This window comes from Pseudomonas sp. GV105 (assembly GCF_003058185.1).
In the GTDB taxonomy this organism is placed as follows: Bacteria; Pseudomonadota; Gammaproteobacteria; order Pseudomonadales; family Pseudomonadaceae; genus Aquipseudomonas; species Aquipseudomonas veronii.
Window position 1 is genome coordinate 107,733 of the sequence record NZ_QBUF01000015.1, and the last position, 19,492, is coordinate 127,224.

Below are 19,492 nucleotides of genomic sequence, written 5' to 3' on the forward strand. Positions count from 1 at the left end.
CGTCACTTCCTTAACGTGGCGTTCAACCTTTGTTCGAGCGAGGTGAGGATATTTTGTGTCGTGGTATTCACCTCATCGTCATTAAGAGTGCGCGATGGATGCTGCCAGGTCAAGCCAACTGCAAGGCTTTTTCTATGCGGATCAATGCCTTTACCCTGATAGACGTCAAATAGCCTGAGGTCCGTCAGCCATTCGCCTGCATTTTCACGGATGACATCCAGAACGGCCGTGGCGGACACTTCACGATCGGCGATCAGCGCCAGGTCGCGACGCACTTCCGGGAAGCGCGACAGCTCGCTGAATTTCGGCATCTTGCCCAAAGCGACTTCGGCCAGGACCAGTTCAAAAACGAAGACCGGACGGTCGAGACCGAGGGTTTTCGACAGTTCCGGGTGAAGGGCACCGACGAAGCCCACCAGTCGACCTTCGCGCTCGATGCGCGCCGTCTGGCCCGGGTGCAACGCTGGGTGGCTGCCTGGCACGAACGAGAAGTCGTTCAGTGCTCCGGCAAAGCCCAATACGGCTTCCACGTCCGCTTTAACGTCGAAGAAGTCCACCGCATCACGGCCTTGGGCCCAGCCTTCCGGCAAGCGGCTACCGCAAACAACACCGGCAAGCATCGGCTCTTGCTTCAAGCCATCCAGCTGGCCGACGAAACGCAGGCCGCTTTCGAACATACGCACGCGGTCTTGCTGGCGGTTCAGGTTGTGGGAAAGTGCTTTCACCAGGCCGGGCCACAACGACGAACGCATGGCAGCCATGTCGTTGGAGATCGGGTTGGCCAACAACAGCGGCTCGACGCCTGGGTTGAACAGTTCGAACTGCTTAGGATCGATGAAGCTGTAGGTCACCGCTTCCTGATAGCCACGGGCAACCAGCAGACGGCGCAGCTCAGGCAGGTGCGCGCGCGCTTCGGCCTTGGGTTGCGGCGCCAGGCGCGCTTGCGGGTAGCGAACCGGCAGACGGTTGTAGCCGTAGAGACGGGCCAGTTCTTCGATCAGGTCGACTTCGAGGCTGATATCGAAGCGATGGCTTGGCACCTCAACGCGCCACTGTCCGGCTTCACCGGCGGCAATGCCCAGGCCGAGGGCCGAAAGCAGACGCTCGATTTCCGCTGGCTCGATCACCAGGCCGAGCATTTGCTCAACGCTTTTGGCGCGCAGGGTGATCGGTGCAATCGACGGCAGGTATTGTTCGCTGACGGTTTCAGTGATCGGGCCCGCTTCACCACCGGTGATTTCCAGCAGCAGGCCAGTGGCGCGCTCCATGGCTTCACGCGCCAGTTTCCAGTCCACGCCACGCTCGTAGCGGTGCGACGCATCGGTGTGCAGGCCGTAGGAACGGGCCTTGCCGGCGATGGCGATCTGGTCGAAGAATGCGCTCTCAAGAAAGATGTCACGCGTGGTTGCGGACACACCGCTGTGTTCGCCACCCATCACACCGGCAATCGCCAGGGCGCGGGAATGGTCGGCGATCACCAGGGTGTCGGCACGCAGGCTGACTTCCTGGCCGTCGAGCAGAACCAGCTTCTCGCCTTCTTCCGCCATCCGCACACGGATGCCGCCATTGATTTCGGCGAGATCGAACGCGTGCAACGGCTGGCCGAGTTCAATCATCACATAGTTGGTGATATCGACGGCGGCGTCGATGCTGCGCACGTCAGCGCGACGCAGGCGCTCAACCATCCACAGCGGCGTTGGTTTGGACAGGTCGACGTTGCGGATCACACGCCCCAGGTAACGCGGGCACGCGTTGGGTGCCAGTACTTCGATCGAGCGCACTTCATCATGCACCGCAGCAACTGCGGCAACCACCGGCCGGGTGACGGGCGCGTCGTACAGCGCGCCTACTTCACGCGCCAGGCCCGCCAGGGACAGGCAGTCGCCGCGGTTCGGGGTCAGGTCGACCTCGATGCTGGCGTCTTCCAGTTCCAGGTAGACACGAATGTCCTGGCCCACGGGCGCGTCGGCCGGCAGCTCCATCAGGCCATCATTGCCCTCGCCCACCTGCAGTTCCGCCTGGGAGCACAGCATGCCGTTGGACTCAACGCCACGCAGCTTGGCTTTCTTGATCTTGAAGTCGCCCGGCAGTTCGGCGCCGATCATGGCGAACGGGATCTTCAGGCCCGGGCGCACATTAGGCGCTCCGCACACGACCTGGAACGTCTGCGCGCCATTGCTGACCTGACACACACGCAATTTGTCGGCATCGGGGTGCTGCTCGGTGCTCAGCACCTCACCCACGACCACACCGCTGAATACGCCGGCGGCCGGAGTAACGCTATCGACCTCAAGACCGGCCATCGACAGACGAGCAACCAGCTCGTCGCGGCTTACCTGCGGGCTTACCCAGCCACGCAGCCATTGTTCACTGAATTTCATCCTGCTCTCCTAAAGATTCGTTACGACTAGCGAAATTGCGCGAGGAACCGCAAGTCGTTGTCGAAGAACAGACGCAAGTCGTTCACGCCGTAACGCAGCATGGCCAGACGCTCAACGCCCATGCCGAAGGCAAAGCCCGAGAACTCTTCCGGGTCGATCCCGGACATGCGCAGCACGTTGGGGTGAACCATGCCGCAGCCCATCACTTCCAGCCAGCCGGTCTGCTTGCAGACGCGGCAGCCTTTACCGCTGCACATCACGCATTCCATGTCGACTTCGGCGGAAGGCTCGGTGAACGGGAAGAACGATGGACGGAAACGCACCGCCAGCTCTTTCTCGAAGAACACCCGCAGGAACTCTTCGATGGTGCCTTTGAGGTCGGCGAAATTGATATCGCGATCGACCAGCAGGCCTTCGACCTGGTGGAACATCGGCGAGTGGGTAATATCGGAGTCGCTGCGGTACACACGGCCTGGGCAGACGATGCGGATCGGCGGCTTGTTCGCTTCCATGGTGCGGACCTGTACCGGCGAGGTATGGGTGCGCAACAACATGTTCGCGTTGAAATAGAAGGTGTCGTGCATCGACCGGGCCGGGTGATGGCCTGGGATGTTGAGCGCCTCGAAGTTGTGATAGTCGTCTTCGACCTCAGGGCCTTCGGCGATGCCGTAGCCGATATGGGTGAAGAACTGCTCGATACGTTCCAGAGTCCGGGTGATCGGATGCAGACCGCCCGAGGCCTGGCCACGGCCAGGCAAGGTTACGTCAATGGACTCGGCGGCGAGCTTGGCCGAAAGTTCGGCCTCCTCGAGCGACGCCTTGCGCGCATTGAGAACCTCTGTGACACGCTCCTTGGCGACGTTGATCAGCGCACCGACTTGCGGACGCTCTTCAGCCGGCAAATTCCCCAGGGTCTTCATCACCTGAGTCAATTCACCCTTTTTGCCAAGGTAGTGAACCCGGATTTGCTCCAGGGCATTGATATCTTCAGCGCTTTGCACAGCCTCAAGAGCTTGAGCGACGAGCGCGTCCAGGTTTTCCATGTACAGACTCCAGATACAAAATAGGGGAAGAGCTTGAAGGCTCTTCCCCTATTTATGACGTTTAACACCTTGGGCCACAGGAGTAGCCCAGGGTGACTGTCGGGGGTACTTAAGCCAAGGTGGCTTTAGCTTTCTCGACAATCGCAGCAAACGCCGCTTTTTCGTTCACTGCCAGATCAGCCAGAACCTTACGGTCGATCTCGATGGACGCTTTTTTCAGGCCAGCGATGAAACGGCTGTAGGACAGACCGTTAACACGAGCACCAGCGTTGATACGAGCGATCCACAGAGCGCGGAACTGACGTTTTTTCTGACGACGGTCACGGTAGGCGTATTGGCCTGCCTTGATTACCGCTTGCTTGGCGACACGGAATACGCGTGAACGCGCGCCGTAGTAGCCTTTAGCAAGTTTCAGAATTTTTTTGTGACGTTTACGGGCAATGACGCCACGCTTTACACGAGCCATGAGTTACTTCCTCTATTCTTGATCCAAAAATTAACGAAGGCGCAGCATGCGCTCGACTTTTGCCACGTCAGACGGATGCAGCAAGCTGCTACCGCGCAGTTGACGCTTACGCTTGGTCGACATTTTGGTCAGGATGTGGCTCTTGAAAGCGTGCTTGTGCTTGATACCGTTAGCAGTTTTCAGAAACCGCTTAGCAGCACCACTTTTAGTCTTCATCTTTGGCATGTTCGGATACTCCGCATTCAGTTGATAAACATAATCAGAAGGCCTGCCGTGCCCTATTGATTACTTCTTCTTTTTCGGGGCGATGACCATGATCAGTTGGCGTCCTTCCATCTTAGGATGCTGTTCGACCGAACCGTACTCGAGCAGGTCAGCTTCAACCCGCTTGAGGAGTTCCATCCCCAGCTCCTGGTGGGCCATCTCACGGCCGCGGAATCGCAAGGATACCTTGGCCCTGTCCCCATCACTCAGGAAACGTACCAGGTTGCGCAGTTTTACCTGGTAATCCCCTTCCTCCGTCCCTGGACGAAACTTGATTTCTTTTACTTGAATCTGCTTCTGGTTCTTCTTCGCCGCAGCAATCTGCTTCTTCTTTTCGAAGATCGACTTGCCGTAGTCCATCACCCGGCAAACAGGTGGGACTGCGTCGGCGGAAATTTCCACCAGGTCCAGTTTGGACTCTTCAGCGATACGAAGCGCTTCATCAATCGAGACGATGCCAATCTGCTCGCCGTCAGCGCCAATTAACCGAACCTCGCGTGCCGAGATATTCTCGTTGATCGGGGCTTTCGGTGCAGCTCGTTTATCTTGTCTCATTTCACGCTTAATAATAATTACTCCGAATCTGGGCGACCACGCCGGGAAACCGCTTGCGCGAGGAACTCAGCGAACTGGGCGACGGGCATCGAGCCCAGGTCAGCACCTTCACGAGTACGCACAGCGACAGTCTGCATCTCGACTTCCCGATCTCCGATAACCAAAAGATAGGGAACCTTGAGCAAAGTATGCTCGCGGATTTTAAAGCCGATCTTTTCATTTCTCAAGTCGGACTTGGCACGAAATCCGCTTTCGTTGAGAGTTTTTTCAACTTCAGCAGCAAAATCGGCCTGTTTATCAGTGATATTCATGATCACTGCCTGGGTCGGAGCCAACCACGCGGGGAATGCGCCCTCGTAGTGCTCGATCAGGATACCGACGAACCGTTCGAACGAGCCGAGGATCGCCCGGTGCAGCATAACCGGGTGTTTACGGCTGTTGTCTTCGGAGACGTATTCGGCTCCCAGACGGATCGGCAGGTTAAAATCGAGCTGCAAAGTACCACATTGCCAGACACGACCAAGACAATCTTTCAGCGAAAACTCGATTTTCGGACCGTAGAAGGCGCCCTCACCCGGCTGCAGATCATACGCAAGGCCCGCGCTGTCTAGCGCAGCGGCCAGTGCGGCTTCGGCGCGATCCCACAATTCATCGGAACCGACGCGTTTTTCCGGACGAGTGGACAGCTTCATTTCGACTTCGGTAAAGCCGAAATCGCGATAAACGTCCATGGTCAGCTTGATGAACGCAGCGGATTCGGCCTGCATCTGCTCTTCGGTGCAGAAGATGTGGGCGTCGTCCTGAGTGAAGCCGCGCACGCGCATGATGCCGTGCAGCGCACCCGACGGCTCGTTACGGTGGCAGGCACCGAACTCGGCCAGGCGCATCGGCAACTCGCGGTAGCTCTTCAGGCCTTGGTTGAACACCTGCACGTGGCAAGGGCAGTTCATCGGCTTGATGGCGTAGTCGCGGTTTTCCGACTGGGTAGTGAACATGTTGTCGGCGTAGTTGGCCCAGTGCCCGGATTTCTCCCACAGGCTGCGGTCAACAACCTGAGGAGTCTTGATCTCCAGGTAGCCGTTTTCGCGCTGAACCTTGCGCATGTACTGCTCGAGCACCTGATACAGGGTCCAGCCGTTCGGGTGCCAGAACACCATGCCCGGCGCTTCTTCCTGGAGGTGGAACAGGTTCAGGCGCTTGCCGATCTTGCGGTGGTCGCGTTTCTCGGCTTCTTCGATGCGCTGGACGTAGGCGGCCAGCTGCTTCTTGTCAGCCCAGGCCGTGCCGTAGATCCGCTGCAGTTGCTCGTTCTTCGCGTCGCCGCGCCAGTAGGCGCCGGACAGCTTGGTCAACTTGAACGATTTGAGGAAACGCGTGTTCGGCACGTGCGGGCCACGGCACATGTCGACGTATTCTTCGTGGTAGTACAGGCCCATGGCCTGTTCGTCCGGCATGTCTTCCACCAGGCGCAGCTTGTAGTCTTCGCCACGGGCAGTGAACACGTCGATCACTTCGGCGCGCGGCGTGACTTTCTTGATCACGTCGTAATCTTTTTCGATCAGCGCGTGCATGCGCTGTTCGATCGCGGCCAGATCGTCCGGAGTAAAAGGACGCTCGTAGGCGATGTCGTAATAGAAGCCATCGTCGATGACCGGGCCGATCACCATTTTCGCCGTCGGGTACAGCTGCTTGACCGCGTGGCCAATCAGGTGTGCGCAAGAGTGGCGAATGATCTCCAGCCCCTCTTGATCCTTGGGCGTGATGATTTGCAGGCTGGCATCGGCGGTGATCAGGTCGCTGGCGTCAACCAGCTTGCCGTCGACCTTGCCGGCCACGGTGGCCTTGGCCAGGCCGGCACCAATGGATGCGGCGACCTCGGCTACGGAAACCGAATGATCGAATGAACGTTGACTGCCATCGGGAAGAGTAATAGTTGGCATGGCGCCTCCTCTCCTAGTGGTGACCCCTACCAAAGGTCACGTGGGTTGGGATGAGCCAGTACAAGATCCAATACCAGGCCGTTCAGTGATGAACGCCTGCCTTACAGCGGCAGGAGCCTTTCGGCCAACCGGTGATCGAACCAGAGTGACTGGAGTGGACGAAAAAGAAACATGGCAAGGCGGCATTTGGCGCGCCCGGAAATAGCCAAGCACACGATGCTAGCACAGATGAACGGTCATCGCGCCCACGGCGCCACAGCCAATAACAAATTCCCGCTTTTATAGCGGCAAAAGTGAACTTGAGCTGTACGTCCCCCGTCAAATCCGCCGAGAATCGCCATTCGTCCTCACGACTTTAGGAGCATTTAATGATGCGTTTTTCCTCGACCTTCGCGCTTGCAGCATCCCTTACCCTTCTCTCCCTCGGCGCACAGGCCGCCGCCCCTTCGAACTGGCCTGCGGGCGCCAGGGACGCATTCGTCAAAGACTGCAGCTCAGCCGCCAGCCAGAACGTGGACATCAAAACCGCCAAAGATCACTGCGAATGCGGCGCCGACAAGATCAATGCTGAATTGAGCACCGCGGAAATCAAGGAACTCATGACCAACCAGAACGCGAGCCAGGCGCTTAAAAACAAAGCAGTCTCGGCTATTTCGTCCTGCAAAGTCGTGAAGAAAAAGTAAGAATCGCTGCAATTCGGATGGCAGTTTTTCGGTAAAAGCCCTCTTAAAACTGCCATTTCGCACAAAATACGCAGCTTTTACGGCTTTTTTTACCAGCTGATATTTCGTGCGAAAGCCCCGTAGATCGGGGCTTTCAGCCAACCGAAGGACTAAACCCGGGGCTATTGATTAGCAAACAGTGCCTTGGGGGGGCTCCCAAGCCGAACATTTCGACTATGATAGCCCTGTGTGCCCAGTTGGCCTGAGCAGCACAGCACTACTGAAAATATATGTTTCTTGGAGATACACCATGTCTAATCGCCAAACCGGCACCGTTAAATGGTTCAACGATGAAAAAGGCTTCGGCTTCATCACTCCTCAAGGTGGCGGTGACGACCTGTTCGTACACTTCAAAGCTATCGAAAGCGACGGTTTCAAAAGCCTGAAAGAAGGCCAAACCGTTTCCTTCGTGGCTGAGAAAGGCCAAAAGGGTATGCAAGCTGCACAGGTTCGCGGCGAGTAATTCTCCGCTGAGCTAAAAAAACCCCGTCCATGTGACGGGGTTTTTTATGAGCGCTGCAAAAGCCTGTGGCTATCAGCCGCAATTGACCCGGGTGATCACCAGGTTGTCGTCGGTGTTGAGGTTAAGGCGGTCGGAGCGGTATTCCAGGGTGATCATATCGTTAGGCTTGAGAATTCGGGCGTTCTGCGCACCGGCACGGGTACGCGCTTGCTCCAGCAACTGGGGCGAGGCTTTCTGGCCGATCGTGAACTCGGCGGCCTTCGCCTCACAGCGGCTATGACCGGCATCGGTCACGGCGGCATCTTTGGCTGGCTCAGAGGTACCCGGGGTGCTGCAACCCGCCAACGCGAGTGCTGCCAACAAAGTACCGAATGATGCGAGCTTCCAAGGCATGAAGCCTCCTATGATAAAAAATGGACAGAGATCGTGCGACAGCGATCAGGCGGATTGGTTTCAAGACGTAAATCGCCTGCTGGCAAGTCTGCCTGACTCAGGGCAGGCATTCGCCCGATCAATCGTCACCAGATATGAACGAATTCAGTAGATGTCGATGTAGTCAAACGGTGGCTTTGGCCAGTTCTGTTTCAAGGCATTGAAAATCTGTGTGACCCAGACCTCATCGCTGGCGGCCACGTTTCCGACGTAACCGGAGCCCTTGGCCCAGGTTTCCAGGCGAAACAGCAACCCATCGATATCGACGCCGCCGACGGCCTTGCCGGAGGAGATGTAGGCAATACCTGCCCTGGTGACTCGCAATTGAGTGTGTTCATCGTCACTGGCACTGGCAAGCAGTTGGCGCACGGCGGCCAGTGTCAGGTTCTCGGGGTTGTTCAAGTCGATCTGCACGCGGTGTTCCCCGGTCATTAAAACAGGCTGACAGTGTCGCACACTGCTTGCCTCATTTCGAAATACCTCATGCATAAGTAGCAGTGCCAAACGCCGTACAAAATGCTTAACTGCCGACGTAAGAACCGCGTTTTAGCGCATCACCCCGTACTTCCAGCTCGTGAGACACCCATGACCACCGTAACGCTCCAAGCCGACATCAAAGCCAAGTGGCCCCAAGGGCAGAGTTCCTACAGCCCCGGAAGCCCGGAAGAATTGGCGATCATCGGTATCGACCTGTTGGTCAAGGAGTTGGGCACCCAGGCCGCGCAAGCGTTCATTGGCCAGGTTTTCGAGAAATACCCGGCCGATCACATGGGCGCACACAACCCCGGGCGCGATTAAGCACCGGCCGGCGAGCACCGACCGGCAATCACCTTACTTCAGGCGCGCCAGGCGCTCGGTCAACAGATCGAAAAAGCCCTGGGCGTCGCCATTCTCAACCCAGAACACATTCTTTTCCTGCTTCAGGCCGTCATACCAATCGACGATGGTCTGGCCAAAGGTCGGCCCTTCGCGGCTGTCCACCACCATATTGGCCTGACGCCCGTTGAACAACGAAGGCTTGAGCAGATACGCGATGACTGTGGCGTCATGCACCGGGCCGCCAGGAATGCCGTAGTGCTCCATATCGCCTTTGACGTATTCATTGAGAATATCGCCGACGACTTTGCTCGCGTTGTTGTTGATGTCGGCGATCTTCTTCAGGCGCGCTTCACTGGTCAGCACCTTGTGGGTCACGTCCAACGGCAGATAGGTCAGCTTGACGCCACTCTTGAGCACAATCTCGGCCGCGACCGGGTCGGCGAACAGGTTGAACTCGGCCACCGGCGTGATATTGCCGCCGTTGAAGTGCGCGCCGCCCATCACCACCACTTCCTTGATGCCCTGGGTGATCTCTGGCGCCTGGGTCAGCGCCAACGCCAGGTTGGTCTGCGGGCCAAGCATGGCGATGGTGATGCTGTGCGGCTTGGCGGTGCTCAGGGTCTTGATCAGGTAATCAACGGCATTGCCTTCGGCCAGGGCCTTTTTCGGCTCATGTACGGCGACACCGGAAATGCCTTCCTTGCCATGGATATTTTCGGCGTAGATCGGCGTGCGCAGCAGCGGTTTCGGCGCGCCCGCGTACACCGGGATGTCCTCTCGCCCTGCCCACTCACGAGCCAGGCGCGCGTTACGCGAGGTCTTGTCCAGGCGCACATTGCCGGCGACGGTGGTCAGCGCCCGAATGTTCAACTCCTCCGGGGAGGCCATGGCAAACAGCAAGGCCACTACATCGTCGGCACCTGGGTCGGTGTCGATGATCAGGTCGATTTTTTCCGCCGCTTGGGCGCTCACTGCGGTGAGTGCAGACAAAAGCAAAACACTCCGGAACAGATTTCTCAGGGTTGGAAGATTACGCGGCATGAAACACTCCTTGTCGTTGGGGAACTCTAGAACGTGACGCCGGACACCAGTGCGATATTGCAATAAGGCTGGCACTCGCCCGTGCGGACCATGGCACGCGCGCTGCGGCTCAGTTGCTTGAATGCGTCATGACTGAGCAGACGCCGCTCGCCGAGCGCCGCCTGGTCGGTCAGGGCATTGAGTGCGCTGAGTGCCGGCGGTTGCTTGAGCAGGATTTCTTCGGCCAGCACGTGGCTTTCCACCTGCATTTCGCTGAGCACAATGCGCAAGGTGCTGATGAAGTCGGGAATGCCCTGGGTCAGGGCCAAGTCGATCAACTCGACGCCCGGCGGCACGGGCAGGCCCGCATCACCGATAACCAGGATGTCGCCATGCCCGAGGGAGGCGATCAGGCGTGACAGGGCGATATTGAGCAGCGGTGTCTTTTTCATGAGGGCACAAAACCTTGAACGTCGTGCAGCGTAGGAATAGAGGGTTGCGCGCCGGCGCGGGTGACTGACAGCGCGGCCGCCACCTGACCAAAACGAATCGCCTCGGCTTCGCTTTTGCCATGGGCCAGCGCTGCGGCAAAACCGCCGACGAACGTGTCGCCGGCAGCCGTGGTGTCCGCCGCCTTGACGTTGGGCGCTGCCAGGTGCTCAAAACGGTTGCCATCGCTGAACAGCGCGCCCTGAGCGCCGAGGGTGATGATCACTTTAGCGGCGCCGGCCTTGATCAACTGCGCCGCGGCGAGCTTGGCGCTGTCCAGGGAGTCCACCGCCACGCCGCTCAGGGCGGTGGCTTCGCTCTCGTTGGGGATCAGGTAATCGATCGAGGCATACCACTGCGCCGGCAAAGGACCGCTGGCCGGGGCCGGATTGAGGATCACCGTCTTGCCCAGTTCACGCCCGCGCTTGAGCGCATACCCGACGGTCTCCAGCGGCACTTCAAGCTGACAGACGATTACGTCGGCGGCCTGCAACACCGCATCAGCCGCCTGCAACGAAGCGGGCGTCAGCTCACCGTTACTGCCGGCAACGATCACGATCGCGTTCTGGCTGCTGTCGTCCACCACAATCAACGCCACACCGCTGGACCCGTCGACACGGCTCACAGCCTGACAATCGATGCCTTCGGCCAGCAACGCATCGCGCAATTGGACGCCGTAGGCGTCAGAGCCGATGCAGCCGATCATCGCCACCTCAGCCCCCAGCCGCGCCGATGCGACGGCCTGGTTCGCGCCCTTGCCACCGGGGACGGTGGAAAACGATTGGCCGATCAGGGTTTCACCGGCGCGGGGCAACCGGCTGGCGCGGGTGACCAGGTCCATGTTCAAGCTGCCTACTACCACTACTTTTGCTGGCATACATCAGTACTCATCAATTCGGTTCAGCGGTATTGGGCGAACACACCGGCAAGTGGCGCCGTCGACTCACGCAAGACAATACTCGGCGTCACGATGCGTTGATCGATCGGCAGTTGGGGGGTCGCAATCCGTCGCAGTAACAACTCGGCCGCCGTCTCGCCCAATTGCACGATCGACTGCCCGACCGTGGTCAGCGCCGGGTACACGTAGCGGCTCATTTGGATGTCATCGAAGCCGATCACCGACAATTCGCTCGGCACGCGGATGTTGCGCTCGGCTGCCGCACGCAACACGCCGAAACCGATCATGTCGTTGCTGGCGAAAATCGCGCTCGGCGGGTTTTCCGCCAGCAACTTCACTGCCGCGGCATAACCGCCGGTGCTGGTGAAGTCGCTTTCCAGGGTGCGATTGGCGGCAACGTCGATACCCGCCTCGCGCAAAGCGCGGTGATACCCCGCCAGACGCATTTGTGCCACACGGGTATGGCCAGGGCCGCCGATGCAGGCGATGTCCCGATGGCCCAGTTCAAGTAAATGCCGGGTCGCCAGGTAGGCGCCCTGCTCGTGATCTATACGCACCAGGTCGACATCAATACCGTCCAACGCCCGGTCGACAATCACCATGGGCGTGCGGACCGCGCTCAAGCCCGCGGCCAGGCCGCTGTCGTCGCCGCCCACCGAGGTCACGATCAAGCCATCGACGCGCTTCTCCAGCAACACTCGCAAATAGCTGCGTTGCTTTTCGGCGTTGTCGTCGGAGTTGCAGAGGATCACGCAATAGCCATTACGCTCGCAGTAATCCTCGATCCCCCGGGCCAGCTCGGCGAAATACGGGTTGAGGCTGTTGGGCACAAGCAGGCCGATGGTGGCGGTGGTCTTGGCCTTGAGCGAACGCGCCACGGCGCTGGGCACATAGTCCAGTTGCTTGATCGCCGCTTCCACCTTGAGGCGCACCGGCTCGCTGACCGGGCGCGTCTTGTTCACCACATGCGACACGGTGGTGTAGGAAATACCTGCAAGTGCTGCCACATCCTTAATCGTCGCCATGGTTCAGCCCCGCCGACTGGCGCGTTGACTGCGGTAGGTATCGAGGACCACGGCAATCACGATCACGGCCCCGGTGATGATGCGCTTGGTGGGTTCGGTGGCACCGATCTGCGCCAGGCCAGCCGCCAATACCGAAATAATCAACACACCAAAGAACGTACTGATCACCGAGCCGCGCCCGCCCATCAGGCTGGTGCCGCCGATCACCACGGCCGCGATCACTTGCAGTTCCAGGCCGGACCCGGCGTTCGGGTCTGCCGCCTCCAGGCGCGATATCTGGAACAGCGCCGCAACACCCGCCAGCAGGCCCATCAGGCTGAACACCAGGATCTTGTAAGGTTTGGGATTGATCCCAGCCAGACGCACGGCTTCTTCATTGGTACCGATACCGATCAAGTAACGGCCGAATACCGTGCGAGTCAACACCAGTTGGGCGACGACGATCACCAGCAAAGCGATGATGAACGAAGGCGAAATCCCGAAGGCGATCGGATTGGACAGCCAGGCAAAGGAGTCACCGATATAAGCCGTGCGCGAGCCGGTCATCTGGTACGCCACGCCGCGTGCCATTTCCAGTACGCCAAGGGACACGATAAACGACGGAATCCGCCAGGCCACGGTGATCGAGCCGGTGATGGTGCCGGCCAGCGCGGCGCAGCCCATGCCGAGCACGGCGGCCGGCAACACGCTCCAACCCCAGCCGAGAATCGCCACGCTGACCGCCGACGCCGCCAGGGCCAGCACCGAGCCCACCGACAGGTCGATACCGCCGATGATCAGGATGAAGGTCATGCCCACCGCCAGCACCATCAGGTCCGGGATCTGGTTGGCCAGGGTGCTGAAGGTGTCGTAGGACAAGAAGTGATCGCTGAGCACCGAAAACAGCGCAATCATCGCCAGCAACGCACCCGCCAGCCCCAGGTAGGTGCCCAGGCCGTAAAAATTGCCGCCCGCTTTACCGGGGGAAGTTGTTGTTTTCATTGGGCATCCCTAAGCGCTGCGTCATTGAGCAGCGCGTCACGTTTCTGATAGCCGGCGAAGGCGGCGGCAAGCAATTCATCCTGGGTCCAGCGGTCGCGCTCGAAGGTCTCGATCAACCGCCCGGCAGACAGCACGCCGATGCGGTCACAGATCAACATCAGCTCGCGCAGGTCGCTGGACACCACCACCAGTGCTTTGCCCTGGCGGGTCAACTCGCCGAGCAAGGCGTAAATGTCGAACTTGGCCCCCACGTCGATGCCACGGGTCGGCTCATCGAACAGCATCACCGAGCAGTCGCGCTCCAGCCAGCGGCCAATCACGACTTTCTGCTGATTACCGCCGGACAATTCGGACACCAACTGCGCCGGACTGGAACTGCGGATACGCATGGCATCGATCTGACGCTTGGCCAGGGCGGTTTCGTCGCGACTATTTACCACACCGCCGCCGGAAATTTCCGGCATGTTGCCCAAGGCGATATTCGCGCTGATGGATTGCGTCAGCAGCAGACCTTCGCCCTTGCGGTCTTCGGTGATCAGGGCGATGCCGTGGCCGACTGCGTCGACCGGCGAGCGAATGCTCACCACTTGGGCCGGCGACCCCAGGGCAATGGTGCCGCTGTCGGCCAGGTCGGCACCGAAGATCAGGCGCAGCAATTCCGTGCGGCCGGCGCCGATCAGGCCGGAGATGCCATAGATCTCGCCGGCACGCACTTCAAAGGAGACGTCGCGGACCTTGTCCGCACGGGTCAGCCCTTTCACCGTCAAGGCCGGGCCGCCGATGGTACGGGGCCCCAGATCAATGTGCTCGCCCAGCTCGCGGCCGACCATCAAGGTCACCAGTTGCTCGCTGTTGTAATTGGCCATCGGCTCGACGCAGACCAGTTTGCCGTCACGCAGTACTGCAATGCGTTGGGCGACACGGGCCAACTCTTCGAGCCGGTGTGAAATATAAATGATCGCCACGCCCCGGGCCTGCAGGCGGGTGATTTGCTCAAACAGCATCTCGACTTCACGGGCGGTCAACATAGCCGTGGGCTCGTCGAGAATCAGCACATGGCAGTCGCCGATCAGGTTGCGGGCGATCTCGACCATTTGCTGATGGCCGATACCCAGGCTGCCGACCAGGGTGTCCGGGTCGATCGCATCCAGGCCGACCTGCGCCATCGCTTCGATCGCCGCGCTACGCAGTTGCTTGCGGCTGATCCAGCCACAGTGGCTGGGCAAGTTGTCCAGGAACAGGTTTTCGGCCACGGTCAGCGTCGGCAGCAGGTTGAGCTCCTGCATGACCATCCGCACGCCCAGCTCTTCGGCCTGGGTGCGACTGCCGGGGCGGTAGTCCTGACCGTTGAATTGCATGTGCCCGGCGGTCGGTGTGACCAGCCCGCCGATAATCTTCGACAAGGTACTTTTGCCTGCGCCGTTTTCACCGGTCAGCGCCAGCACTTCCCCGCGATTGAGCGTCAAGGTGATGTCGGACAGAACCGGCTGGGCATAAGTCTTACCGATACCGCTGACCGAGAGGACAGCGTTCGGGGCGGAAGATGACATAGGAAAATCTCCAGGCGTCCGCTCAGGGTGAGCGGACGCTGTTGGGTGCAGCCGGGATTACTTCTTGAGGACGAGTTCGACCGGGGTTTCGATCACGCCGTCTTGAGCGTCGACCTTCTCACCCTTGACCAGCTTGAGCGCGTTCTGGATACCGAACACGGCCTGCTGTGCGGCGGCCTGGTCGGCGGTCGCCAGGACACGGCCGTCCTGCAGCATCGGCTTGATCGCGGCGATGTTGTCGTAGCCTACGACCAGAACCTTGCCGGCTTTGCCTGCCGCACGCACGGCCGAGACGGCGCCCAGGGCCATGTTGTCGTTACCGGCCAACAGCGCCTTGAGGTCGGGGTATTCGCTCAGCATCGCAGAGGCGACCTTCTGGCCCTGGTCGATTTCCCAGTTGCCCGATTGGGTGGAGACGATCTTCATGCCGGCCGCGTCCATCGCATCCTTGTAGCCTGCGGTGCGCTGCTGCGCGTTGGTAGTGGTCGGTACGCCTTCGATGATGCCGACCTTGTCACCCGCGGCCAGTTGCTTGGCCAGGTAATCACCCACCAGCTTGGAGCCTTTGCGGTTGTCCGGGCCGACGAAGGGAATATCGAGGTTTTTGCTTTTCAGCACGCCCGGGTCCAGGCGGTTATCGATGTTGACGACCTTGATGCCGGCATCGGAGGCTTTTTTCAGCACGGTGACCAGTGCCTTGGAGTCAGCCGGTGCGATGACGATGGCGTTCACTTTGGCGAGGATCATCTGGTTGACGATATCGATCTGCGCGCTGGTATCGGTTTCGTTCTTGATACCGTTGGTGATCATGTCGAAATCAGCGGCGTGGGACTTCTGGTAGTCCTTCGCGCCCTCTTGCATGGTGACGAAGAATTCATTGGCAAGGGATTTCATCACCAGGCCGACCTTGGGTTTGGCGGCGGTGTCGGCGGCGAATGCAGAAGAGAGAGGCAGAGCAGCAGATGCGGCGGCAAGCACAGCGACAGCAAGAAGACGTCCAGCGAATGGCAGCTTCATGGGTTCACTCCGATCTTATGATTATTGGGAGCAACGCTTGCACCGAAGAACACTTCGGCAGCCCACCCACCCGGGTGACTGATACGAGCTTTCAAGACGTTCAGGGCGCACCCGCGAAACATCTCGCAAACGTTTGCGTTAAACAAACTATGAGAACCTTGCCAGGATTTGTCAACGGAAGAAAACCGCCCTCCACCCAAGCCCTCTAGCGCCTGCGTTCCAGCCTGTCTCGCGGGGTTATTAAACATCACCGTCGCCGGATCGTTCTCTAAAACGACAGGCAGTGCCGCCGATGTCATACGCCTCCGGCGACTATCCCGTCATTATTTTCGGACAACCGAACGCAACAGCCACGCTTTGTTCGGAAAGCCGGACAAGTGCATGGACAAACCTTCTTAAATATAATTTTAATTTGTTTTAAATCAACACCTTAGATAATAAACACGAAGGCGTTCAGGCTGGTACAAATCCTGCTCCCTTCCTGCACCTCGAGGCGTTCAGAACCGCCCGAGCGCTCTAGATGAACTTGCTACCGCACTCATCAAAAACCAGAGAGAAAAATAATGAAATCTGCACTGAAGACCTTTGTTCCGGGCGCACTCGCCCTCCTGCTGCTGTTCCCCGTTGCCGCTCAGGCAAAAGAAGTCGAAACCAAAGCCAAACTCTCCAACGTGGTGATCCTCGCCACCGGCGGCACCATTGCCGGCGCCGGCGCCAGCACCGCTAACAGCGCCACCTATCAGGCAGCCAAAGTCGGCATCGAGCAATTGATCGCCGGTGTTCCCGAGCTTAGCCAGATCGCTAATGTGCGCGGCGAGCAAGTCATGCAAATTGCCTCCGAAAGCATCAATAACGAAAACCTGCTGCAATTGGGTCGCCGCGTCGCCGAACTGGCTGACAGCAAGGACGTCGACGGCATCGTGATCACCCACGGCACCGATACCCTGGAAGAAACCGCTTACTTCCTGAACCTGGTGGAAAAAACCGACAAACCCATCATTGTTGTCGGCTCGATGCGCCCAGGTACCGCCATGTCGGCAGACGGCATGCTCAACCTGTACAACGCCGTCGCCGTCGCCGGCAGCAAGGATGCCCGCGGCAAGGGCGTGCTGGTGACCATGAACGACGAGATCCAGTCGGGTCGCGACGTGAGCAAGATGGTCAACATCAAGACCGAAGCGTTCAAGAGCCCATGGGGCCCGTTGGGCATGGTGGTTGAAGGCAAATCCTACTGGTTCCGCCTGCCGGCCAAGCGTCACACCATGGACTCCGAGTTCGACATCAAGACCATCAAGAGCCTGCCCGACGTCGAAATTGCCTACGGCTACGGCAACGTAAGCGACACTGCCGCCAAAGCCCTGGCCCAGGCCGGCGCCAAAGCCATCATCTTTGCAGGCACCGGCAACGGTTCGGTGTCCTCCAAGGTCGTCCCGGCCCTGCAGGAACTGCGCAAGCAAGGCGTGCAGATCATTCGCTCGTCCCACGTGAATGCCGGCGGTTTCGTGCTGCGCAACGCCGAACAGCCTGACGACAAGTACGACTGGGTGGCTGCCCACGACCTGAACCCACAGAAAGCGCGGATTCTGGCAATGGTTGGCCTGACCAAGACCCAGGACAGCAAAGAGCTGCAACGGATGTTCTGGGAATACTGATTCCTGGTAACACCTGTGCAGGGGCGGATTCGCCCGCCCCTGCTTCCCCGCAAAACCCTCGCTACATATCTCCCCGCCCTACATCAATTCGCTTGAATCACTGTCAGACGAGCTTGTTGAATTTTAAGCAGTTGCGAAATCGCCTACAGTTAAATACTGTATGTACGTACAGCTTACTAAGGAATACTCCGTGGCAAAGTCCTCTTCCGCAGCGCCAACCCCGCCTGATGCTTACGAACGCCTGGCCCTTCGTGTGCAAAAGATCATCAATTCGACCAACGCCCAGAAAGCCAAGGCAGCCTTGATCTTCCGCCTGCCGGATGAACCGGAGGACGAATGGCAACGTCTGCTGGAGGAAATTGCGGAGAACGACAACGTCACACTCGCCTACCGGGACGACGGTGGCGTGCAGATTTTCTGGGTTGTGCCGAAGGAAGATTGATTCAATGAGTGTCCGTTTTACTGCTGTGTTTTTGTGCCTGTTTTTTGCCGTCGCCGCCCACGCCCAAGCGCCCCGAACGTTCAGCGAAGCCAAGAAAATCGCCTGGAAACTCTACGCACCACAATCCACCGAGTTCTATTGCGGCTGCAAATACACGGGCAACCGCGTAGACCTGAAAGCCTGCGGCTACATCCCACGCAAAAACGCCAGCCGCGCCGCGCGCATCGAGTGGGAACATATCGTGCCGGCCTGGCAGATCGGGCATCAGCGCCAGTGCTGGCAGAATGGCGGGCGCAAGAACTGTACGCGGTATGACGACGTGTTCAAACGTGCCGAAGCCGACCTGCACAACCTCGTGCCGAGCATCGGCGAGGTCAATGGCGACCGGAACAACTTCAGTTTTGGCTGGCTGCCGGTGCAAAGCGGGCAGTACGGTTCATGCCTGACCCAGGTCGACTTCAAGGCCAAGAAGGTGATGCCGCGTCCGTCCATTCGCGGGATGATCGCACGGACGTATTTTTACATGAGTAAACAATACGGCTTGCGCCTGTCGAAACAGGATCGCCAACTGTACGAAGCCTGGAACAAGACCTATCCGGTGCAGACCTGGGAGCGCCAACGCAATCAGACGGTAGCCTGCGTGATGGGTCGCGGCAACGAGTTCGTCGGCCCGGTGAATCTGAAAGCCTGCAACTGAAACCGAGCGGGAAAAATCGGTATTTTCCCGCCCAATCGGCCGGTTACTGCGCGACCTTGTGTTCGATGATCTGCGACTCGGTGTCGTTTTTCTTGGCACGGGCAAGTTTTTCCGTCAGCAAGGCCTGCTTGGCTTCAGCCTCGGCCCTGGTTTGGAATGGCCCCAACAGCACCACATCCTTGCCGTCTTCCTTCACGATATAAAAATTGAAACCATGCTCCAGCAACCAGGCGGTCAGGTCGGTGATCGCCTGCAGCTTGTGATCCGGCGGACCCACGCGCAGGTCCCACTCCTGAGCGGCAATCGCACCGGTTTGCGGCTGGCTTTCAGTCACGGCGGGCTTGGCCCTGGGCTCTTCGACACGCTTGCCTTCACCGCAACCGGCCAATGCCAACACCGCCATTGCCATCGCTACTTTACGCACTGCCCTGCTCCTTTAAGGATAAAGAGGCAACTTTATCATCCACTGTCTATTCTGGCCGTCATAAACGTTGGGTTAAACAATGCGAATCATGTATCGCAGACCTGTATGATGACGCCATGGGAATTAATGTCGCCTCTATGCGTCCTAAAAGAGGCAGTCACAGGGAAGCGCTTAGCAGTAAGCTACACACATCCGACACCTGCCCTGTCTGA

Annotated in this window: 22 protein-coding genes; 6 read left to right on the forward strand and 16 right to left on the reverse strand. The window is 58.9% G+C overall.

Features of this window, described 5'->3' with window-relative positions:
* Positions 1 to 2 precede the first annotated feature (2 nt).
* The 6 genes from pheT to thrS all read right to left on the reverse strand — a co-directional run bounded on the left by pheT (position 3) and on the right by thrS (position 6,649).
* On the reverse strand, positions 3 to 2,381 hold the full coding sequence (gene pheT / locus C8K66_RS25515; RefSeq protein ID WP_017847665.1) for a phenylalanine--tRNA ligase subunit beta: 2,379 nt from the start codon (positions 2,379 to 2,381) through the stop codon (positions 3 to 5).
* 26 nt (positions 2,382 to 2,407) lie between these two features.
* The gene (pheS, locus tag C8K66_RS25520; protein ID WP_017847666.1) at positions 2,408 to 3,424 is read right to left on the reverse strand and encodes a phenylalanine--tRNA ligase subunit alpha; all 1,017 of its coding nucleotides are present in this window, start codon (positions 3,422 to 3,424) and stop codon (positions 2,408 to 2,410) included.
* Between the two features lie 109 nt (positions 3,425 to 3,533).
* Positions 3,534 to 3,890, reverse strand: coding sequence for a 50S ribosomal protein L20 (rplT, locus tag C8K66_RS25525; RefSeq protein WP_002553161.1), 357 nt, complete (start codon positions 3,888 to 3,890; stop codon positions 3,534 to 3,536).
* 30 nt (positions 3,891 to 3,920) lie between these two features.
* Entirely contained in the window at positions 3,921 to 4,115 is a 195-nt protein-coding gene (gene rpmI, locus C8K66_RS25530) for a 50S ribosomal protein L35 (RefSeq protein WP_002553160.1), read from the reverse strand.
* Positions 4,116 to 4,175: 60 nt separating this feature from the next.
* Positions 4,176 to 4,727 (reverse strand): translation initiation factor IF-3, encoded by a 552-nt coding sequence (gene infC / locus C8K66_RS25535; RefSeq protein ID WP_169850653.1) that lies wholly within the window; start codon positions 4,725 to 4,727, stop codon positions 4,176 to 4,178.
* Positions 4,727 to 6,649: a threonine--tRNA ligase gene (gene thrS / locus C8K66_RS25540; protein WP_017847667.1), complete on the reverse strand. Its 1,923-nt coding sequence runs from the start codon at positions 6,647 to 6,649 to the stop codon at positions 4,727 to 4,729. The genes infC and thrS overlap by 1 nt, the downstream gene beginning before the upstream one ends.
* 368 nt (positions 6,650 to 7,017) lie before the next feature.
* On the opposite strand from thrS, the gene C8K66_RS25545 reads away from it, so the two are divergent.
* The gene (locus C8K66_RS25545; protein WP_082107723.1) at positions 7,018 to 7,332 is read left to right on the forward strand and encodes a hypothetical protein; all 315 of its coding nucleotides are present in this window, start codon (positions 7,018 to 7,020) and stop codon (positions 7,330 to 7,332) included.
* A 289-nt stretch (positions 7,333 to 7,621) separates the two neighbouring features.
* The gene (locus C8K66_RS25550) at positions 7,622 to 7,834 is read left to right on the forward strand and encodes a cold-shock protein (RefSeq protein WP_003234260.1); all 213 of its coding nucleotides are present in this window, start codon (positions 7,622 to 7,624) and stop codon (positions 7,832 to 7,834) included.
* A gap of 72 nt (positions 7,835 to 7,906) precedes the next feature.
* On the opposite strand, the gene C8K66_RS25555 is transcribed toward C8K66_RS25550, so the two are convergent.
* Complete coding sequence (locus C8K66_RS25555; RefSeq protein WP_017847669.1) at positions 7,907 to 8,227, reverse strand: I78 family peptidase inhibitor; 321 nt, start codon at positions 8,225 to 8,227, stop codon at positions 7,907 to 7,909.
* Between the two features lie 144 nt (positions 8,228 to 8,371).
* Positions 8,372 to 8,680, reverse strand: a complete 309-nt coding sequence (locus tag C8K66_RS25560) for a hypothetical protein (protein WP_026140116.1) — start codon at positions 8,678 to 8,680, stop codon at positions 8,372 to 8,374.
* Positions 8,681 to 8,851: 171 nt separating this feature from the next.
* On the opposite strand from C8K66_RS25560, the gene C8K66_RS25565 reads away from it, so the two are divergent.
* Positions 8,852 to 9,064: a hypothetical protein gene (locus C8K66_RS25565; RefSeq protein WP_017847671.1), complete on the forward strand. Its 213-nt coding sequence runs from the start codon at positions 8,852 to 8,854 to the stop codon at positions 9,062 to 9,064.
* Between the two features lie 33 nt (positions 9,065 to 9,097).
* Here C8K66_RS25565 and C8K66_RS25570 read toward each other — a convergent pair whose 3' ends face one another.
* Genes C8K66_RS25570 through C8K66_RS25600 form a run of 7 tightly spaced genes read right to left on the reverse strand, consistent with a single transcriptional unit; the run spans position 9,098 to position 16,065 of the window.
* A complete protein-coding gene (locus C8K66_RS25570; RefSeq protein ID WP_108526329.1) occupies positions 9,098 to 10,126 on the reverse strand; it encodes a nucleoside hydrolase in 1,029 nt (342 codons plus the stop codon).
* 26 nt (positions 10,127 to 10,152) lie between these two features.
* Positions 10,153 to 10,557: a D-ribose pyranase gene (rbsD, locus tag C8K66_RS25575; protein ID WP_108526331.1), complete on the reverse strand. Its 405-nt coding sequence runs from the start codon at positions 10,555 to 10,557 to the stop codon at positions 10,153 to 10,155.
* Positions 10,554 to 11,471: a ribokinase gene (gene rbsK / locus C8K66_RS25580; RefSeq protein WP_108526333.1), complete on the reverse strand. Its 918-nt coding sequence runs from the start codon at positions 11,469 to 11,471 to the stop codon at positions 10,554 to 10,556. Before rbsK ends, rbsD begins: the two co-directional genes overlap by 4 nt.
* A 23-nt stretch (positions 11,472 to 11,494) precedes the next feature.
* Positions 11,495 to 12,517 (reverse strand): LacI family DNA-binding transcriptional regulator, encoded by a 1,023-nt coding sequence (locus C8K66_RS25585; protein WP_104902760.1) that lies wholly within the window; start codon positions 12,515 to 12,517, stop codon positions 11,495 to 11,497.
* 3 nt (positions 12,518 to 12,520) lie between these two features.
* Positions 12,521 to 13,498 carry an ABC transporter permease gene (locus C8K66_RS25590; protein WP_046382649.1) on the reverse strand — a complete coding sequence of 326 codons (978 nt, stop codon included), beginning with the start codon at positions 13,496 to 13,498 and terminating at the stop codon, positions 12,521 to 12,523.
* Positions 13,495 to 15,048, reverse strand: a complete 1,554-nt coding sequence (locus C8K66_RS25595; RefSeq protein WP_017847677.1) for a sugar ABC transporter ATP-binding protein — start codon at positions 15,046 to 15,048, stop codon at positions 13,495 to 13,497. Before C8K66_RS25595 ends, C8K66_RS25590 begins: the two co-directional genes overlap by 4 nt.
* A gap of 57 nt (positions 15,049 to 15,105) precedes the next feature.
* Complete coding sequence (locus C8K66_RS25600) at positions 15,106 to 16,065, reverse strand: sugar ABC transporter substrate-binding protein (protein ID WP_026140120.1); 960 nt, start codon at positions 16,063 to 16,065, stop codon at positions 15,106 to 15,108.
* Between the two features lie 563 nt (positions 16,066 to 16,628).
* Between C8K66_RS25600 and C8K66_RS25605 the strand changes: the two genes are divergently transcribed.
* The 3 genes from C8K66_RS25605 to C8K66_RS25615 all read left to right on the forward strand — a co-directional run bounded on the left by C8K66_RS25605 (position 16,629) and on the right by C8K66_RS25615 (position 18,856).
* A complete protein-coding gene (locus C8K66_RS25605; RefSeq protein ID WP_017847679.1) occupies positions 16,629 to 17,717 on the forward strand; it encodes an asparaginase in 1,089 nt (362 codons plus the stop codon).
* Between the two features lie 190 nt (positions 17,718 to 17,907).
* A complete protein-coding gene (locus tag C8K66_RS25610) occupies positions 17,908 to 18,159 on the forward strand; it encodes a DUF1654 domain-containing protein (RefSeq protein WP_017847680.1) in 252 nt (83 codons plus the stop codon).
* A gap of 4 nt (positions 18,160 to 18,163) precedes the next feature.
* On the forward strand, positions 18,164 to 18,856 hold the full coding sequence (locus C8K66_RS25615; RefSeq protein WP_017847681.1) for an endonuclease: 693 nt from the start codon (positions 18,164 to 18,166) through the stop codon (positions 18,854 to 18,856).
* 43 nt (positions 18,857 to 18,899) lie between these two features.
* Here C8K66_RS25615 and C8K66_RS25620 read toward each other — a convergent pair whose 3' ends face one another.
* Entirely contained in the window at positions 18,900 to 19,280 is a 381-nt protein-coding gene (locus C8K66_RS25620) for a hypothetical protein (protein WP_026140121.1), read from the reverse strand.
* Positions 19,281 to 19,492 lie beyond the last annotated feature (212 nt).

What these genes read in the sequence shown, in the direction of transcription:
- rpmI (WP_002553160.1), bottom strand. Translation starts at nt 4,115, where the DNA reads ATGCCAAAGATGAAGACTAAAAGTGGTGCTGCTAAGCGGTTTCTGAAA.
- pheT (WP_017847665.1), bottom strand. Translation starts at nt 2,381, where the DNA reads ATGAAATTCAGTGAACAATGGCTGCGTGGCTGGGTAAGCCCGCAGGTA.
- C8K66_RS25615 (WP_017847681.1), top strand. Translation starts at nt 18,164, where the DNA reads ATGAGTGTCCGTTTTACTGCTGTGTTTTTGTGCCTGTTTTTTGCCGTC.
- rbsK (WP_108526333.1), bottom strand. Translation starts at nt 11,471, where the DNA reads ATGCCAGCAAAAGTAGTGGTAGTAGGCAGCTTGAACATGGACCTGGTC.
- rbsD (WP_108526331.1), bottom strand. Translation starts at nt 10,557, where the DNA reads ATGAAAAAGACACCGCTGCTCAATATCGCCCTGTCACGCCTGATCGCC.
- rplT (WP_002553161.1), bottom strand. Translation starts at nt 3,890, where the DNA reads ATGGCTCGTGTAAAGCGTGGCGTCATTGCCCGTAAACGTCACAAAAAA.
- pheS (WP_017847666.1), bottom strand. Translation starts at nt 3,424, where the DNA reads ATGGAAAACCTGGACGCGCTCGTCGCTCAAGCTCTTGAGGCTGTGCAA.
- C8K66_RS25585 (WP_104902760.1), bottom strand. Translation starts at nt 12,517, where the DNA reads ATGGCGACGATTAAGGATGTGGCAGCACTTGCAGGTATTTCCTACACC.
- C8K66_RS25565 (WP_017847671.1), top strand. Translation starts at nt 8,852, where the DNA reads ATGACCACCGTAACGCTCCAAGCCGACATCAAAGCCAAGTGGCCCCAA.
- C8K66_RS25590 (WP_046382649.1), bottom strand. Translation starts at nt 13,498, where the DNA reads ATGAAAACAACAACTTCCCCCGGTAAAGCGGGCGGCAATTTTTACGGC.
- C8K66_RS25605 (WP_017847679.1), top strand. Translation starts at nt 16,629, where the DNA reads ATGAAATCTGCACTGAAGACCTTTGTTCCGGGCGCACTCGCCCTCCTG.
- C8K66_RS25550 (WP_003234260.1), top strand. Translation starts at nt 7,622, where the DNA reads ATGTCTAATCGCCAAACCGGCACCGTTAAATGGTTCAACGATGAAAAA.
- C8K66_RS25555 (WP_017847669.1), bottom strand. Translation starts at nt 8,227, where the DNA reads ATGCCTTGGAAGCTCGCATCATTCGGTACTTTGTTGGCAGCACTCGCG.
- C8K66_RS25595 (WP_017847677.1), bottom strand. Translation starts at nt 15,048, where the DNA reads ATGTCATCTTCCGCCCCGAACGCTGTCCTCTCGGTCAGCGGTATCGGT.
- thrS (WP_017847667.1), bottom strand. Translation starts at nt 6,649, where the DNA reads ATGCCAACTATTACTCTTCCCGATGGCAGTCAACGTTCATTCGATCAT.
- C8K66_RS25545 (WP_082107723.1), top strand. Translation starts at nt 7,018, where the DNA reads ATGATGCGTTTTTCCTCGACCTTCGCGCTTGCAGCATCCCTTACCCTT.
- C8K66_RS25600 (WP_026140120.1), bottom strand. Translation starts at nt 16,065, where the DNA reads ATGAAGCTGCCATTCGCTGGACGTCTTCTTGCTGTCGCTGTGCTTGCC.
- C8K66_RS25570 (WP_108526329.1), bottom strand. Translation starts at nt 10,126, where the DNA reads ATGCCGCGTAATCTTCCAACCCTGAGAAATCTGTTCCGGAGTGTTTTG.